At 44.4% G+C, this 14,873-nt stretch carries 18 protein-coding genes; 10 read left to right on the forward strand and 8 right to left on the reverse strand.

Features of this window, described 5'->3' with window-relative positions:
* Window positions 1-8: 8 nt before the first annotated feature.
* The 5 genes from NQ489_RS02170 to NQ489_RS02190 all read right to left on the reverse strand — a co-directional run bounded on the left by NQ489_RS02170 (window position 9) and on the right by NQ489_RS02190 (window position 5,846).
* Window positions 9-2,126, reverse strand: coding sequence for a vWA domain-containing protein (locus NQ489_RS02170; protein ID WP_005333469.1), 2,118 nt, complete (start codon window positions 2,124-2,126; stop codon window positions 9-11).
* Window positions 2,123-2,389, reverse strand: coding sequence for a helix-turn-helix domain-containing protein (locus NQ489_RS02175; protein ID WP_005333471.1), 267 nt, complete (start codon window positions 2,387-2,389; stop codon window positions 2,123-2,125). The genes NQ489_RS02170 and NQ489_RS02175 overlap by 4 nt, the downstream gene beginning before the upstream one ends.
* Before the next feature lie 9 nt (window positions 2,390-2,398).
* A complete protein-coding gene (locus NQ489_RS02180; protein WP_005333473.1) occupies window positions 2,399-4,210 on the reverse strand; it encodes an AAA family ATPase in 1,812 nt (603 codons plus the stop codon).
* 16 nt (window positions 4,211-4,226) lie between these two features.
* Entirely contained in the window at window positions 4,227-5,003 is a 777-nt protein-coding gene (locus NQ489_RS02185; RefSeq protein ID WP_022415111.1) for a hypothetical protein, read from the reverse strand.
* A 141-nt stretch (window positions 5,004-5,144) separates the two neighbouring features.
* Window positions 5,145-5,846, reverse strand: coding sequence for a single-stranded DNA-binding protein (locus NQ489_RS02190; protein WP_005333477.1), 702 nt, complete (start codon window positions 5,844-5,846; stop codon window positions 5,145-5,147).
* 325 nt (window positions 5,847-6,171) lie between these two features.
* Between NQ489_RS02190 and NQ489_RS02195 the strand changes: the two genes are divergently transcribed.
* The 10 genes from NQ489_RS02195 to NQ489_RS02240 all read left to right on the forward strand — a co-directional run bounded on the left by NQ489_RS02195 (window position 6,172) and on the right by NQ489_RS02240 (window position 12,517).
* Entirely contained in the window at window positions 6,172-6,870 is a 699-nt protein-coding gene (locus NQ489_RS02195; RefSeq protein ID WP_005333481.1) for a response regulator transcription factor, read from the forward strand.
* A 77-nt stretch (window positions 6,871-6,947) separates the two neighbouring features.
* Complete coding sequence (locus NQ489_RS02200) at window positions 6,948-7,874, forward strand: ABC transporter ATP-binding protein (protein ID WP_008373911.1); 927 nt, start codon at window positions 6,948-6,950, stop codon at window positions 7,872-7,874.
* Window positions 7,867-8,718, forward strand: coding sequence for an ABC transporter permease (locus NQ489_RS02205; protein ID WP_005333484.1), 852 nt, complete (start codon window positions 7,867-7,869; stop codon window positions 8,716-8,718). The genes NQ489_RS02200 and NQ489_RS02205 overlap by 8 nt, the downstream gene beginning before the upstream one ends.
* Entirely contained in the window at window positions 8,719-9,615 is an 897-nt protein-coding gene (locus NQ489_RS02210) for a sensor histidine kinase (RefSeq protein ID WP_005333486.1), read from the forward strand.
* A 121-nt stretch (window positions 9,616-9,736) separates the two neighbouring features.
* A complete protein-coding gene (locus tag NQ489_RS02215; RefSeq protein WP_022415108.1) occupies window positions 9,737-10,027 on the forward strand; it encodes a hypothetical protein in 291 nt (96 codons plus the stop codon).
* A gap of 3 nt (window positions 10,028-10,030) precedes the next feature.
* Window positions 10,031-10,363 carry a hypothetical protein gene (locus NQ489_RS02220; protein ID WP_005333489.1) on the forward strand — a complete coding sequence of 111 codons (333 nt, stop codon included), beginning with the start codon at window positions 10,031-10,033 and terminating at the stop codon, window positions 10,361-10,363.
* A 229-nt stretch (window positions 10,364-10,592) separates the two neighbouring features.
* The gene (locus NQ489_RS02225) at window positions 10,593-11,027 is read left to right on the forward strand and encodes a hypothetical protein (protein WP_005333491.1); all 435 of its coding nucleotides are present in this window, start codon (window positions 10,593-10,595) and stop codon (window positions 11,025-11,027) included.
* A gap of 3 nt (window positions 11,028-11,030) precedes the next feature.
* Complete coding sequence (locus tag NQ489_RS02230) at window positions 11,031-11,390, forward strand: YccF domain-containing protein (protein WP_005333494.1); 360 nt, start codon at window positions 11,031-11,033, stop codon at window positions 11,388-11,390.
* Between the two features lies 1 nt (window position 11,391).
* Window positions 11,392-12,228, forward strand: a complete 837-nt coding sequence (locus NQ489_RS02235) for an EcsC family protein (RefSeq protein WP_005333496.1) — start codon at window positions 11,392-11,394, stop codon at window positions 12,226-12,228.
* Window positions 12,185-12,517 carry a DUF5301 domain-containing protein gene (locus tag NQ489_RS02240; RefSeq protein WP_005333498.1) on the forward strand — a complete coding sequence of 111 codons (333 nt, stop codon included), beginning with the start codon at window positions 12,185-12,187 and terminating at the stop codon, window positions 12,515-12,517. Before NQ489_RS02235 ends, NQ489_RS02240 begins: the two co-directional genes overlap by 44 nt.
* A gap of 244 nt (window positions 12,518-12,761) precedes the next feature.
* On the opposite strand, the gene NQ489_RS02245 is transcribed toward NQ489_RS02240, so the two are convergent.
* The 3 genes from NQ489_RS02245 to NQ489_RS02255 form a co-directional block, all read right to left on the reverse strand.
* Complete coding sequence (locus NQ489_RS02245; RefSeq protein ID WP_226851847.1) at window positions 12,762-13,655, reverse strand: IS3 family transposase; 894 nt, start codon at window positions 13,653-13,655, stop codon at window positions 12,762-12,764.
* Entirely contained in the window at window positions 13,633-14,340 is a 708-nt protein-coding gene (locus NQ489_RS02250) for a helix-turn-helix domain-containing protein (RefSeq protein ID WP_259852636.1), read from the reverse strand. Before NQ489_RS02250 ends, NQ489_RS02245 begins: the two co-directional genes overlap by 23 nt.
* Before the next feature lie 83 nt (window positions 14,341-14,423).
* Window positions 14,424-14,870 (reverse strand): hypothetical protein, encoded by a 447-nt coding sequence (locus NQ489_RS02255; protein ID WP_005333500.1) that lies wholly within the window; start codon window positions 14,868-14,870, stop codon window positions 14,424-14,426.
* Window positions 14,871-14,873 lie beyond the last annotated feature (3 nt).

Consider the following 14,873-nt stretch of genomic DNA (forward strand, 5'->3'; position numbering starts at 1 on the left):
ACCTTCCTTTATTTGAGATGCTGTTTGACAAGCTGTGCCATATTCTTTGGAAGCTCTTCCAGTTTCGTGATATCCAGGAATCCGTCCTTGTAAATCCTGCGGATATTTTCCTTATCGTCACCAATGGCAGCCGCAAACAGGATGACATCCCGTTTTTCGTATTCTTTCTTGATGCCCCGCAGATCTGCCTCTGCTTCCGTTCCGCTGTAGCCGTAATCGGCTGGCTGACCGTCAGAAATCAGGATCAGCAGCTTCTGAAGCTCCGGGCGTGTGCACAAATGCTCTGCTACGAAGCGGAGAGCTGCGCCGTCCCGGTTCCCGTTGCGGTCGCACATATCCATCAGCCGGTAACAGTCCTCATTGTCCACAGAATCAAATTCTGCATAGGAGTAAAGAGCAACGCCGCCTGCATCCGTGGAATGCCCGTAAATGGTGATAGGGATACCGAGGCTTTTACAGAAATCATAAAGGACAATGGCAGTCTTTCTTGCATGTGTCATCCGGTCACCCCAACCCATCGAACCACTCTCGTCAATCAGGAGGGCAACAGCCAGACGTTTTTCCTCTCCTGGAAGTCTGGTTCTGGTAAAGATGGTTCCGTCTGTCTTATAGAGAGCATGGGAGTCCAGACGTTTTCCAAACAGGAGATTCTTCTGCTTTCCGCCTTGCTGTTCTTCTTTCAAAAGCGGCAGGATGGTGCTTTGCAGCTTTTTGGAAGCCCGCAGGAGCGGGGGAGCAACTGTCTGGTATTCATTCTTCAGGTAATCGGAAACACTGGTCAGGCGATGGATGGTAACATGGATGCCTGCATGGGCATTGCCGTAATGAATATCATTGGCTGTTTTCTGCAGTTCCTCGGTCAGTTCCGTCTGACAGTCTTCCTGCACCTTTTCTGCAGCCACATCGTTCAAGATCCGGAACAGATCCTCTGCAGCATGCTCATAGCCGCTGCCCTGATACTGACTGACATAAGTGACGCCGGGGTTGTTTTCATCCAGAATGGTATTGGTCTTTGTAAGAGCGATGCGCCCGCCTTCTTCCGAAAGCACCTGTTTGGCTTCCTCTATAGCATCCTCTTTGGTACGTGGACCGGAAGGAGCATTGCCCTCATCATTCCCGCTTCCTTTTGGGGAAGCTGGTTTGATATTCTTTGGAATGGCACCGCTTTTTCCGGTCGGAAGAGGAGCGCCGCTGCTGACTTCATCCCCTAGAAGATCTTCCAGAGCATCGGCAGCGGAATCCTCGCCATGCATTTCCAATTCCTCCCGTGTTTTTTCGATGAGCGGCTGGATATAGTTCCAGGTCAGGGCTAAGAGCGCATTGGAAACCAGCATCCGGTCAGTGCCTTTTTCCGATTCCATTGCCGTATCCAGAAGATCGGTACAATCGGAAATGGTATCCAGATAATCCCCCTGATAGCCGGTGGGATTGTTGATGTTTCCGGTCCGGCAATAGGAAAGGATCAGGTTGGCAATGATGGAAAATGGCTGGTATTCTTTGTCAATTTGTTCCTGTATGGAAGGAATCTGTTCGGACATACGCAGGTTATTGAGTTCAATCCCCTGTCGGAAGGTGCCGTGGAATTCCTCACACATACGGTCTTCAATATGGATGTCTTCCAGAATGTTTTGAAAAGTTGCGGCGCATCGTGCCAGTGTCAGGCATCCGGCTTTGTCCTTTTCTTCTAACACTTCTTTGATCTCCTCCAGTGCTGTCTGATAAGCTGGAAGGGATAGCTCCGGCTCCTTCGGATAGAAGGAACCGTTTTCCAGACTCCTCAGATGAACAGCGTGGGCTGTGAAATCAGAATAGAGTAAGTGCCCCACTTCATGCCCGGTGAGCCCTGTCAGGCTCTGGGAACGTAAGAAACGGGTGGGGAAAGACTGGGTGATCGGGTTCGCTGCGTTGAGATGTACCTTATAATTGTCGGTATATGCAACGCCTGCCTGTTCGGAAATGTCCCAGTCCAGCAGTACCTGCAGTCCATACCGGTAACGTCCGGTAACGGCTCTGGCAAGGGAGGTCTGGTACTTCTGATAGGCAGCGGAGAGGAATAACTCCTCATCCGCAATGGAATCCTCTTTTGCCCGGATTAGTTTCTTTAAATTTCTTTGGCTGTGATTCACGTGATATTCTTCCTTTCTTTTCTTAGATTTTTTGTCAGCAGTTCCTCCATCGTGCAGCCGTAATACACAGCAAGGCGAAGGACGGCATAAGCCATCGGGGAGGAGTTTGCATTTTCATAATTCATAATGGTTTTCGGGGGAAGATTTAAGATTCTGGCAACTGCCTTTTGTGATAACTTCGGTGTTTTGGCTTGCCGGAGATAAGACAGATTATCTGCCAGATGCTTTCGGATCTGGGCTTCTGTGAGTGCTGCTTTTCTCATAGGCGTGTCCTACGCAGCAAGCACAGTATCCAGACAGCTTTCTTCCACTTCCGTACGGTTCTCAGCATCGGCAGAGGCAGAGGCAAGCACCGTGTAACGGGCCGCTTCCCGGATATCCCCGCAGACCATGTAGGACTGCACCCAGGAAATCAGCTCCCTCATGCCACAGCAGCCATCTGTAATGAGATTTTCCCGGCAGTAGACAGCCATGGATTTGACAATGCGTGTCATCAGACGTACCGTTTTTGCATCCTTGCATCCGGTAACAGCCATGGCACGTTCTACCTGTGTATCCTCATCCGGTTCATCCAGATCAATCACAAGGTTCATTCGGGAAATGACAGACTGGTTCATCTGTTTACAGCCTGCATAGTCATTGTTTGTGGTGATTACGATGGTCGTATCCGGATGACGGTGGATGGTTTCTCCGTTTGGAAGATATACGCTGTTACAGCGGTCTAAAAGGGAGTTAAGTCCAACCAGTACACCGGGATTAGCAATGACCGTAGGCTCCTGTATCTCAAGAATATACCCATAGCGGATGGCTTCGACTAGAGGCGTATCCACATACTGGAAGTTCTGTCCGGAGGTGTGTTCCTTATAATAGCTGTGCATTTCATCAAAAATCGTATCGATCAGCTTCTGGTAGGTGTCCTCGGCAGAAATTTCTTCATCATAGTTTCCGGTCAGCTTCTGATAGGCACCGGAGGGATCTAACTGGATTTCCTGAAAAGACGGGTACTGCCGCTGAAGCCGGGTGCGTTTTCCGTCCACATCCGGAAGAATCTGACCTAAAAGGTCGAATACCTCTGTATTTGCGGAACAGGTAATGCAGCGGTAAGGAAGGTGAAGTGCGGAAGCAATGGCTTTGGCTCCTTCGGTCTTTCCGGTACCTGCCGGTCCCCGTAAAAGAAAATTCCGCATCGGCTGTGTGGTATCCGTTGTCAGTTTTGCGTGTTCGCAGATCCGTTTGATTTCCGGAGGGATGATGTACCACTCTGCCAATGTCGGAACAGATACCTCCTCTTCCGGAGACAGCCTTCGGGATGCGGTCAGGATAAATTTCCCAACAAAATCATCTCTGGAAATGGCTGCCTGTGCTTTCTTAAATCCACTTCCTGGACGTAACACCTGAAAGTCTCCATGGAGCACTTCGGTTGGTGCATAGACCCCCTTCTGGATATTTAACGGTTTGATCAGCGACAATACGCCGTTTGCCGGAAGGTCAATCTTAACACCACCGGTCGGGAGACCTGATGCATAGCGGGTTCTCCGGTAAATGTTGTCGCAGAGAACGGCTGCTGTTTCCGCAGCGGCGTCCAGATCGGGATAACCGTTGTCCCGGTGCGCTTTTAATTCCTGATACTTTTCATTACACTCTTCATCTGCCAGAAAAACCGGCATCAGTGCGAACAGCAGAGCCGCACCGGACTGTTTGGAGTCTTTAAATTCGTATTTTTCCGGTGTGCTTTCCACATCCGGCGGAGGAGTATAGCAGCCTCCGTAAAACTTTCCGTTTAGCTGGTTGTAGACAACCACCTGAAGATCACCGGTTTTGCTCGGATATTCCGCCACAACAAAATTGTTGGATTGGGTACCGACCGCCCCAAGCTTTTCCGGCGGGGTACTGCCAACCGGGTTTTCCAGCTCCAGATAAGCAAGGACTGCCCGCAGGGTAGCTGCATGAAGCGTGGATTTTTTCCGTGGCTGAGTACAGTATTTGGATGCAATGTCATCAAAGATTGCATGGTCCGTATAATCCTCAAATGGTTCCGGGAGTTTGCGTTTGAACCCCCAGGTTGCTACGATGTTATTTGCCATGATTCGTTCCTCCTTCTTATGAGATCCAGGACAGTTCCAGTGCCTGCTCGGTCTCTTCTGTGGTCAATTCATCTTCAGTAAAAATCTCCGTCAATTCGCCCCAGTAATCTTTGGGCGGGAAATGTTCCAGCTTTCCCCGGACTTCCGGTTCAGTGCCGTTCAGAATATAGACATCTCCCTGCTCGTTGATAAACAGCTTTTCATAGCCCCTTGCCTGTAAGTCACCGACCAATTCCATCAGTAGCGGTTTCCCAATCAGGGAATACCATGATTTGGGATTAACGGCTGGTCTGGAATCCGGATTTCCTTCTGACGGTTCCTTTTTATGTAAGGATTCAATGGTCATCATCTGAAGCGTCAGACTGCCACGGGCGTCCATGAGAATTTCCGCAAAATTATAACTTCCGGTATTCCGTGTGCGAATCCGTAATGGTTCCCCATCCAGTATCTGGGAGAGCGGTGGTTCTTTCACAAAATCCCATGTGGCATCCGGGAAGGCTTCCTTGAGCTTTCCGGTAATCTGGAATTTGATCTGTCTCCAGAGAATGGTTTCCAGATCAGGTGTTCCTTCCAGATGACGAGTTCTTTCTGGGCGTTTTCGTAGCTTATGCTCCCTGTTTTTCAGGCGTTCCGTGAAAAGCGGGAGAAGATAACTGAACAGCGTGACTCCGATACCGATCAGGGCAATGCCTGCAATCAGAAGCCGGTTGGCATCCTGTGGTACGAAAAGTGCTGCAAGAAACAGTACAAGCACGACAAACTGTAAGAATTTTTTTCGATTTGATTTTTTCATGAGCTGATTCCTTTCTGATTCATGATTCTTAGACAAGCCCGGAAGCTGGATGGGAAATCGCCGCTTCCGGACATGAAAAAGAGGAACTGCATCATCACAAAGATGATAAATGCAATTCCTCAACATAGGGTTCCTTGAGAGTTAATAGGGCAACTGGGATGCCATCTGTTCCGGCACATTTTGAAAGCCGTCAGTTGGCTGACTGCCCGGCATACCTCCGTAATTTGGCATTCCGGTATAACTGCCCTGCGGCGGGTAGCTGCTCTGTGGCTGACCGGTTCCGTTTGGCGGAGCCTGATACTGTCCGCCATTTGCAGGAGGCGTGTAGGCACCGTTAGCAGGAGCCATTCCCTGCTGTGGATAGCCGCCAGGCATTGCCTGATTCTGGTAGCTGCCATTGGGATTTCCCTGCATTGGGTAGCTGCCATTGCCGGCTGCACCGGGCGTTGCCGCACCACCATTCGGCTGGCTGTTCTGGTTTGCACCCGGATGTCCGGTATTGCTGTCAGAACGGTTGGATGGTACAAAGTGCCAGTCCTTGACATTGATCCTCGGACCGGCATTTGCCTGCCCCGCATTCTTTCCTTTCTGATAAATGAACGGATGAAGCTCCAGATCACCATAGATCATCAGCCCGGTTCCTTTCTTTACGCCTGCTTTTGCTAAGCGTTCTGCAAGGAACTTGTTAAAATAGCACTGATAGTAAATGGTTTCTTCCTTTCCATCCTGGCCTCGCTGTGAAACTGCAATGTCCAGAGAAACATATTCCGTACCGGAATTTTTTCCTTGCTGCATCTCAGGATCTCTTGTGGCCCTCCCTAAAATTGTTAAAATTGCTGACATAAAAATTCTCCTTTCTGCCTCTTTGGGCGTTAAAATAGATTAAAATAAAAAAAGTGCCATTATAGCACCGTATAAAACGGCAGTATAATGACACGATTTTCCAAACTTAAACTGCATATGCTTCTGGATGAATGGTCCAGACTCCCATGACGGGACAGCACAAAAACTTAAATACAAGATTATATTAACACAAGATATAGCATATGTCAAAAGAATTAGAACTATATATAGCATATGTAGACGAGGTGGAAGGATAATATCAAAAGAATTTTGGACATAGTTATAAAAGTGCAATATAATATTGTTTAAATCGGAAAATGGAAGGATGAGAAAAATGGAGCAGAAAAACAGAATTCTGATTGTAGAAGACGATACGGATATCAATAATCTTTTATATACGGCATTACAGAAAGCAGGGTATGAGACGGTACAGGCTTTTTCCGGGACGGAAGCGAGGATGCTGTTCCAGATGGATAAGGCGGGCTTTTCTTTGATTCTATTGGATCTGATGCTTCCGGGAATTTCAGGAGAAGAGGTGCTTGCCCAGATTCGGAAACAGGGCAATACGCCGGTTATTGTCCTGACAGCCAAAGACGGATTGGATGAAAAAATCGGGCTTCTTACCAGTGGGGCAGATGATTACATTACAAAACCGTTTGAGATACAGGAGGTGCTTGCCCGGATTCAGGTTCAGCTCCGCCATATGCAGCAGGAGCCGGAACATAAAAGCGTGTCATATAAAAACCTGGAACTGGACCGTGAGCGCTTTGAAGTCCGGATTGCCGGAGTGCTGCTTCCCAAAATTACAAAGCAGGAATTTGCAATTCTGGAGCTTTTACTGGAGCATCCGAAACAGGTCTTCAGCAAAGAAGAGATTTTTGAATATGCGTGGGATGAACACTATATGGGAGAGACAAAGACACTGGATGTACATATCAGCAATATCCGGAAAAAGATAAAAGCAGTAACGCAGGAGGAATATATTGATACCGTATGGGGAATCGGCTACCGTCTGCATTCTTAATCTTTACTCTTTTTTTACTATTTATTTGCGTTTGATTAGGATTTATCCGATATGATAACAGCAGATAAGAAAAGGAGATGAAAGCATTGAGTGAATTGTTATTAAGTACAAATGGATTGACGAAGCAGTATGGTCATCATAAGGCAGTGGATAAAGTAAACCTTCACATAAAAAAGGGTGCTATCTATGGATTTATCGGACGGAACGGTGCGGGAAAGACGACTTGCCTGAAGATGATCAGTGGACTTGCAAGACCGACAGCCGGAGAGATTGAGATGTTCGGGTGTAAAGGAAAAGAACTGGAGAGGATTCGTTCTCGTGTGGGGTGTCTGATTGAAGCACCGGGGCTGTATGGCAACATGAATGCATATACAAACCTGAAAATAAAATGTGAATTGTTTGGTATTCGGAAAAAGGGATACATCGAAGATATCTTAGAGACGGTCGGACTGGAAGGTGTCGGAAAGAAAAAAACGAAACATTTTTCCCTTGGAATGAAGCAGCGTCTCGGAATCGGGCTGGCACTGGTCGGGGAGCCGGATCTCCTGGTCCTTGATGAACCGATCAATGGGCTTGATCCCCAGGGAATTGCAGAGGTGCGTGATACCATACAGAGACTGCGAGATGAACGGAATATGACGATTTTGATATCCAGTCATATTTTAGAGGAATTATCTAAGATTGCAACGGATTATGGAATTATCCATAATGGAAGTCTTCTGCAGGAGCTGACAAGCGAAGAACTGATGAAACGCTGCAGTGAACGGATTGAAATAGAGTTAATCCATCCGGAGCAGGCAGTCCCGATTCTGGACAGAATGGGATTTACCAACTATCAGGTTACAGATAAGAGCCATATCCATATATTTGAACGATTGAATGAAAGCGCCAATGTCAATATGGAACTGGCAAAAGCAGGAATTTTGGTCAATGGAATTTCCATTACCAGTGAAGAACTGGAAACCTATTTCTTGAATCTGACAGGAGGGAATCAAAATGCTTAATATGATAAAAATGGATCTGTACCGGATGGTCCGGACAAAAAGTATGTATGTGGTATGGATTGTGATGGCGGCAGCTATATTCTTCTCCACATCCATGTCGAAACTGGATATTGATACGATGAACAAGGAAGCGGAACAACAGCAGACAGAAAACATTGCAGAAACAGTGAAACCAGAAACCATCAATATGGGAATGTCCGTATTCCTGCCGACACAGCCGGGAGAAAAAGTAACGGTCTTTGATCAGGTATATGCAAACCTGCAGGCGAAGTTTGTGGCGTTGTTTCTGGTGATTTTTACAGTGCTGTTTTCCAGTGCAGATATAGGAAGCGGTTATATTAAAAATATCGGCGGGCAGGTAAGGAGCCGGAGAAACCTGATCTTTTCCAAAGCTTCCGTGTTGTTTGTGTATACGACTGTTACCATGCTGCTTTATTTCATCATTCAGATTATTGCACAGCAGATGTACTTCGGATATCTGGAGTGGGGGAATGGAAGCGAGTTGCTGAGATACTTTGGTATTCAGATTTTGCTTCATTATGCACTGGTACTAATCAGTATGGCGATTGCGGTGGTTTTGAACAGCAACGTGTTCAGCATGACGATTGTTATCTGCCTGTGCATGAATACCATGATTGTCTTATACGGAGTGATCAATCATTTGATCCAGAAGGCAGGTGTGGAGAATTTCCAGATTTTGAAATATACAGTGACAGGAAAGATTGCACTTTTATCCATGTCACCGACCAATAAGGAATGCCTGACGGCAGTTGTGATTGCGGCGGCGTTCGGAATCGTGGTTACATTACTGACAGCATGGGTATTCAGAAAGAGAGATATCTAAATGATAAAACTAGGGTTCGTGCTATTGATAGCAGTGATACTGGTACAAGGAATGTTATTTTGGAAATACCAGCGGCAGGTGAAAGACATCTGCCGCCAGTTGTCGTTTCTGATGAAGCACGACAGCAACATGCTGATTACCAGAGAAATGGATTTTGGAGGCATTGGTGAGTTGGCAGATGTTTTAAACGAATGGCTGGAACTGAAGCGAAGGGAAAAGAAGGAATACTTGAAGAAAGAGGAGATGATTTCGGATACATATACAAATCTCTCACATGATATCCGTACTCCTTTGACATCCCTTGACGGATATTTTCAGTTAATGGAAACCTGTGAAGACCAGGAAGAGCAGAGACGGTATATGAAGATCATACAGGAGAGAATCGGCAGCCTGAAAGAAATGCTGGAAGAATTATTTACTTTTACAAAACTTAAAAACGATTCTTTTCATCTGGAAATGTCATCCTGCTGTATCAACAAGATTTTGAAAGATACCATATTTTCCTACTACGATGAATGGACGGGCAGAGGAATTGAACCGGAGATACAGATTACAGATAAACTGCTGTTTATGAACGGAAATGAACAGGGAATCCAGAGAATTTTTCAGAATATCATAAAAAACGGACTGGATCACGGGGAGAAGAAAATCAGTATTTCACTGGAAGAAGTTGAAAACAACATCCGGATACAGATAAAAAATCAAGTATGTCATGTGGAAAAAATAAATGTAGATCAGGTGTTTGAACGGTTTTATAAAGCGGATGAAGCACGCAGTAAGACTTCCAGCGGTCTCGGCTTATCAATTGCGAAAGAGCTGGTACTTCGTATGGATGGGAAAATCAGCGCCCGGATAGAAGGGAATGAGTTCTGTGTGGAGATTGTGTTTCCAAAATAAAAGGAAAAATTTATATTAAAGCAAGTGAAAATGGGGAATGACTTTATATAGGTTTCATGGTAGAATTACAGTAGAAAGAGAAGAGTCACTCAGTCATTTGTTGTATGAAAGGATGAGTATAATGTATAAAGTAGAACTTAAATTTGATACAAGCAAGCTCGCTCCGGAAACGGTAAATCAGATGTGTGAACAGGCAGATCAGATTTTTGAGCAGGAGGATTTAAGCTGTGCAGTCAAAGCCCTTGGAAGCAGGATTTATCTTGACCGGGGACGCAAGCAGGACTATGGAAGATTCTGGGCAGCAATCTTTCAGTTGAAAAACTCCGTAGGAATTGCAGAGAATTTGTTAGAGTGTTTCTGGTATAACGGAACAGAAAAGGAGAACCTGATTACAGACTTTATAAGGAACTAACAGATGGACAGCTTACAGAGGAAAGGCATCAATTTTGACCTGAATACACAAGCACTAAAGGAATATTATCCGAAAGGTGACTGGCATAATGCATATGCGGATGTAAGGGACTTTTTTGAAGCAAACGGATTTGAGCATATTCAGGGATCGGGATATCATTCGGTGGAAGCAATGTCAGAAGCAAAAGCCATGGCAGTTATTTATCAGATGACAAAAGAATTTCCATGGCTCAATTATTGTGTGAATGTGTGTACCATATCAGATGTACCGGAACTGTTTGATATCTCGCATGTATTTGCCAGAGAAGCGGAACGGTTGGAAAAGAAAAATGCATGATTTGACAAATTATTTCCAATATGTTATATTCATCTCAAGCAAAAAAGGGAGTAGCTGAACGCCTTGAAAGAGGTGGTTTTGTAACCGACAACCGGTATCGAGAGATACCCGTAGCAAATGAGATAGCAAGACTTTTATTGTGGCAGAGGTCATGATAGGAGTCTTTTTTTATTATGAAATATAGAAAATCTGCCGCAATAGTCTGCTAAAAAGAAAGAGAGGATAAACGATGAGTAACGAAATGATGAAACGGGAAATGCAGGAAGCAGTACAGGCAGGGGAGCGGGCGCTTCAGAGCCTTTACGCAGCAAGGGATAAGTTGGGAAGTGCGAGAAACTGGGGCATTTTTGATATGCTTGGAGGAGGCTTTATCAGTGACTTTGTGAAGCATTCTAAAATGAATGACGCAGCTGCGTTGATGGAACAGGCGAAAAGCGATATTCAGCGTTTTCAGAGAGAATTAAGAGATGTGCAGGTTTCCTTGGATCTGCGCATGGAAATCGGCAGCTTCCTTTCCTTTGCGGATTTCTTTCTGGACGGGCTGGTGGCAGATTATATGGTGCAGAGCAAGATTGCAGATGCAAGAGAACAGGTGGATGATGCCATCAACCGGATAGAAAAGATACTTGCTGATGTGAAAAATCGGATGAATGGGGAGGTGTAGCATATGGGATGCCTGGGAAATGTGTTGTGGTTTGTGTTTGGCGGCGCAGTCAGTGGGCTGAGCTGGTGTCTGGCAGGTTGTCTCTGGTGTATTACCGTTGTGGGGATTCCGGTGGGGATGCAGTGTTTTAAATTTGCGGCGCTTAGTTTTTTCCCCTTTGGAAAAGAGGTGCAGTATGGTGGCGGAGCTGGTTCGTTCCTTTTGAATATCATCTGGCTGATTGTATCCGGTCTGCCTCTTGCACTGGAGCATCTGGCGTTGGGTACAGCTTTATGTGTGACGATTATCGGAATCCCGTTTGGTTTACAGCAGTTTAAACTGGCGAAACTGGCATTGATGCCGTTTGGTGCGGAGGTGTATTAAGATGCGATTATTTGATAAAAGGACACCGCTTCAGAAGGAGTGGGAAAAGCTGGAAGTACAGGAGCAGAGATTCCTTCAGAAGCGTTCAGAGAAAAGGGAGAGCATTCTGAATCAGAAACTGGAGGAAAAGATACCGCCGAAACTTCAGAAAACATTGGATACCGCTTTTGCGAAGGCATTTGCTCTGATTTTCGAGAAAGGAACCGGGGTTATTGAAAAGACGTATCAGCGGACAAAACTGGAGCAGGATTATCAGGTGCGGCAGTATATGGCGGATGTAAAGCAGAATTCCAAATCCCTCCGCTCTTTTTCTAAAAAGGCAAGAGATACGGGAACAAAGAATTTACTGCTATCCGGTGTGTCTGGAATCGGGATGGGCGTATTGGGAATCGGTCTGCCGGATATTCCGGTATTTACAGGGATGATTTTAAAGAATATTTATGAGACTGCTCTGCAGTATGGATACAGCTATGAAAGCAGGGAAGAAAAATATTTTATCTTATTATTGATCCGGGGAGCAGTATCCTATGGGGATACACTTTGTGAGATTGACGGGAAAGTAAATGAATTTATCAGAAACGGAATACTGCCGGAAGAGTATCAGGATAAGGAGCAGATCGAACAAACGGCGGGAGCTTTGTCAAAAGAGCTTCTGTATATGAAGTTCTTACAGGGAATTCCGGTGGTTGGTGCTGTAGGCGGAGCTTATGATGCAGTCTACATGAAACGGATCACAGAGTATGCAGAGCTGAAATACCGGCACAGGTATCTGGCGGGGCGGAAAAAGGCAGAGAATGGACAATTATGTAAAAGGTGTAAAAGTTATAGAGATATATGATGCCGCAAATAAGGAATTGCTGGTAAAGTATGATGATAAGCATAATATAGACAAGGTTATTTCTGCTTTAAATATAAAATCATGGAAAGAGACAGAAAAAAGCATAGGTATGAACCCTAAATATACCATAAAATTTTATTGCGATACTACGAACCAAGATGAAGAAAAAGATATAAAAGAAATTACCCTTTATGAAAATGGGGAATATGCTACGATTTTTATTACTTCTCCTGGCGGAGTAAAACAAAACTATAAAACGAGCATTGATATTTCTGAATTGGTTATCTAATAATATTTGTGTAATGAGAATGAAAATCTAATTCTTTCAAGTTTAACTAAGACATTCCCGGAGCAAATGCTCATGGCATTGAAGCGGATACAAACACTATTGTTTGATAGAAATAAGAGAGGTTATTTATAATAAAATGAGCCGCCAGAACTGTAGGGGTGATGCAGTGGTATGCTCCCCGTCAAGAGGACAATAAAAAATAATAAATTTTTGTATCGTCAGCCATGCTATGGCTGGCGATATTTTATGCTGCTTTTGTATATTGCTCATGATATTTCATTGGTGTCATTACATGCAGTTTCCTTTGAAGTCGTTGGTTGTTGTAGTAATCTATGTAATTAGCTATCGCAGTAATCAAAGAGCTTCTGTCATTAAAACGCTGTTTATAATACATTTCTCGTTTTAGAATTCCCCAAAACCCTTCCATTGGTCCATTGTCAATACAGTGGGCAACTCTAGACATACTCTGCTTCATATGATGTTTTTTTAATCTAGTATAAAACTGTGCGCTTGTATATTGAAAGCCTCGATCAGAATGAACTAATGGGTGTGCATCTGGCTCCTGACGAACAGCCTCATCAAACGTGTCCATAACTAATGGATTATCATTATGATCGCTGATTTTAAAGGAAACAATCCTTCTATCATATAAATCTAAAATAGCACTCAGATAAACTTTATGAACTTCTATTCCGTTGTAGTATTTAAATTCAGAAACATCTGTAAGCCACTTTTCATTCGGTTTTTCGGCGTGAAATTCACGGTGTAAATAGTTTTTTGCTATGTGATCAGGATTTCTGTCTCCTCTGGTACAACTCTTAGGTTTCCATTTAATATTTGATTTTATATCGTATTTCCTACAAATACGAAGTACTCGTTTATCATTCACATGAATTCCTTTATGTCCATCTAATTCATCACGAATCCTTCGGTATCCCATATCTGGATGCTGGTGATGAATCCTTTGGATTTCAGTGGATAGTCTTTCGTTTCGAAGTTCATTATTACTTTTCGGATATTTTCCCCAGCGGTAATACGCAGAACGTGTAACATTAAGATATTTACAAAGTCTATCTATGGGATAATGCTTAGTAGACGATAGTTTTTGGATGGCTTCATATTCGGCTAACCGATGGATTAAAGATAGCGACCCCTCCTTTCCAGTTCTCTGACTTTTTTAACAGATCATTCTCCATTTGTAAGTCTAGATTTCTTCTTTCCAGTTCAGCTATCTTGTCACGTAGCTCTTCTTCAGGTGTTCTGCTTGGAAGAGAAGCTATACGACGTCCACGTCTGTCTTCCAGACCCGCTTGACCCATCTTTTCGTATCGTATTACCCAATTGCGAACTTGTTGATAGGAACAATCATATTTGAGTGCCATTGCACCATAATTCTTATCATTTGCAAGACAATCTGTTACTATTTTTAATCTCTCATCAAGTGTAGTGTTCTTTGCCTTTTTCATGTAAGCACCTCCAGTGGATGTTTTTAATATTCCACCAGAATTATACACCTTAATCCAATCGGAAAGCTGTCTGTGTGAACGAATTCCGTATTTTGTGCAAATATCCTGAAGAGATCCTTCTCCGTTAAGATAATCATTTATAGCAGATATTTTTAAATCTTTTGAATAAGATTTGTTTTTCGGTTGATTGAGTAATCCAGTTGGTCCATCATACTGATAAATAGAAATCCAATTTCGAATACTATGACGGTCAACTCCCAATTCTTTTCCTGCTTGCTGTATGCCAATTTCTCCTGCAAGGTAGCGTTCGACTATTTTTACTTTTTCTACTGGTTCTATCTTACTCTTTCTGAACATGAAAATACCCCCATATAGGACTTTTATATTTCATTGTCCTATATGAGGGTAGCATACCACAGTACGGGCGGCTCATTTTCTATCTAAACGGATGTATCCGGAAGTTCCGGCAGTTGATCGGTGAGTTCTTCATATCCGAGAATATCTCCGGCACATGGCATCGATTGCCCTGTTCCCTGCTGTGGTTTCCGGAAGTACAGCCGATACCGATGTCCCTCTAGGAGTTTGATATTCTTTTCCAGTGAGAAGGCGTATTCCTTTCCGTTATCACTGGCAAACCAATATTGCTGGTTTTTCCCGAAGAGTGTCTGTTCCCGTTTCGTGCAGCTTACGTCCAGTGACAGATAAGCATGTGTATGGATCAGGTGGTAGAAACTGAGTGCACGCAAGATGCTGCAGATTCCGATGAGGAGGCTCATGAGGATAAAGAGCCGGTCATGGGTGGCGATCCCGAAGATGCACCCAAAAAGTACACAGAAAAAGCCGATTGCACTGATGGCAACCAGCTTTGTGAAAAATGGTTTTGGCATAAG

This window comes from Blautia sp. KLE_1732_HM_1032, assembly GCF_025147905.1.
Taxonomy (GTDB): Bacteria; Bacillota; Clostridia; order Lachnospirales; family Lachnospiraceae; genus Blautia_A; species Blautia_A fusiformis.

What these genes read in the sequence shown, in the direction of transcription:
- NQ489_RS02180 (WP_005333473.1), bottom strand. Translation starts at nt 4,210, where the DNA reads ATGGCAAATAACATCGTAGCAACCTGGGGGTTCAAACGCAAACTCCCG.
- NQ489_RS02225 (WP_005333491.1), top strand. Translation starts at nt 10,593, where the DNA reads ATGAGTAACGAAATGATGAAACGGGAAATGCAGGAAGCAGTACAGGCA.
- NQ489_RS02200 (WP_008373911.1), top strand. Translation starts at nt 6,948, where the DNA reads ATGAAAGCATTGAGTGAATTGTTATTAAGTACAAATGGATTGACGAAG.
- NQ489_RS02185 (WP_022415111.1), bottom strand. Translation starts at nt 5,003, where the DNA reads ATGAAAAAATCAAATCGAAAAAAATTCTTACAGTTTGTCGTGCTTGTA.
- NQ489_RS02175 (WP_005333471.1), bottom strand. Translation starts at nt 2,389, where the DNA reads ATGAGAAAAGCAGCACTCACAGAAGCCCAGATCCGAAAGCATCTGGCA.
- NQ489_RS02255 (WP_005333500.1), bottom strand. Translation starts at nt 14,870, where the DNA reads ATGCCAAAACCATTTTTCACAAAGCTGGTTGCCATCAGTGCAATCGGC.
- NQ489_RS02195 (WP_005333481.1), top strand. Translation starts at nt 6,172, where the DNA reads ATGAGAAAAATGGAGCAGAAAAACAGAATTCTGATTGTAGAAGACGAT.
- NQ489_RS02240 (WP_005333498.1), top strand. Translation starts at nt 12,185, where the DNA reads ATGGACAATTATGTAAAAGGTGTAAAAGTTATAGAGATATATGATGCC.
- NQ489_RS02210 (WP_005333486.1), top strand. Translation starts at nt 8,719, where the DNA reads ATGATAAAACTAGGGTTCGTGCTATTGATAGCAGTGATACTGGTACAA.
- NQ489_RS02230 (WP_005333494.1), top strand. Translation starts at nt 11,031, where the DNA reads ATGGGATGCCTGGGAAATGTGTTGTGGTTTGTGTTTGGCGGCGCAGTC.
- NQ489_RS02250 (WP_259852636.1), bottom strand. Translation starts at nt 14,340, where the DNA reads ATGTTCAGAAAGAGTAAGATAGAACCAGTAGAAAAAGTAAAAATAGTC.
- NQ489_RS02220 (WP_005333489.1), top strand. Translation starts at nt 10,031, where the DNA reads ATGGACAGCTTACAGAGGAAAGGCATCAATTTTGACCTGAATACACAA.
- NQ489_RS02190 (WP_005333477.1), bottom strand. Translation starts at nt 5,846, where the DNA reads ATGTCAGCAATTTTAACAATTTTAGGGAGGGCCACAAGAGATCCTGAG.
- NQ489_RS02235 (WP_005333496.1), top strand. Translation starts at nt 11,392, where the DNA reads ATGCGATTATTTGATAAAAGGACACCGCTTCAGAAGGAGTGGGAAAAG.
- NQ489_RS02205 (WP_005333484.1), top strand. Translation starts at nt 7,867, where the DNA reads ATGCTTAATATGATAAAAATGGATCTGTACCGGATGGTCCGGACAAAA.
- NQ489_RS02215 (WP_022415108.1), top strand. Translation starts at nt 9,737, where the DNA reads ATGTATAAAGTAGAACTTAAATTTGATACAAGCAAGCTCGCTCCGGAA.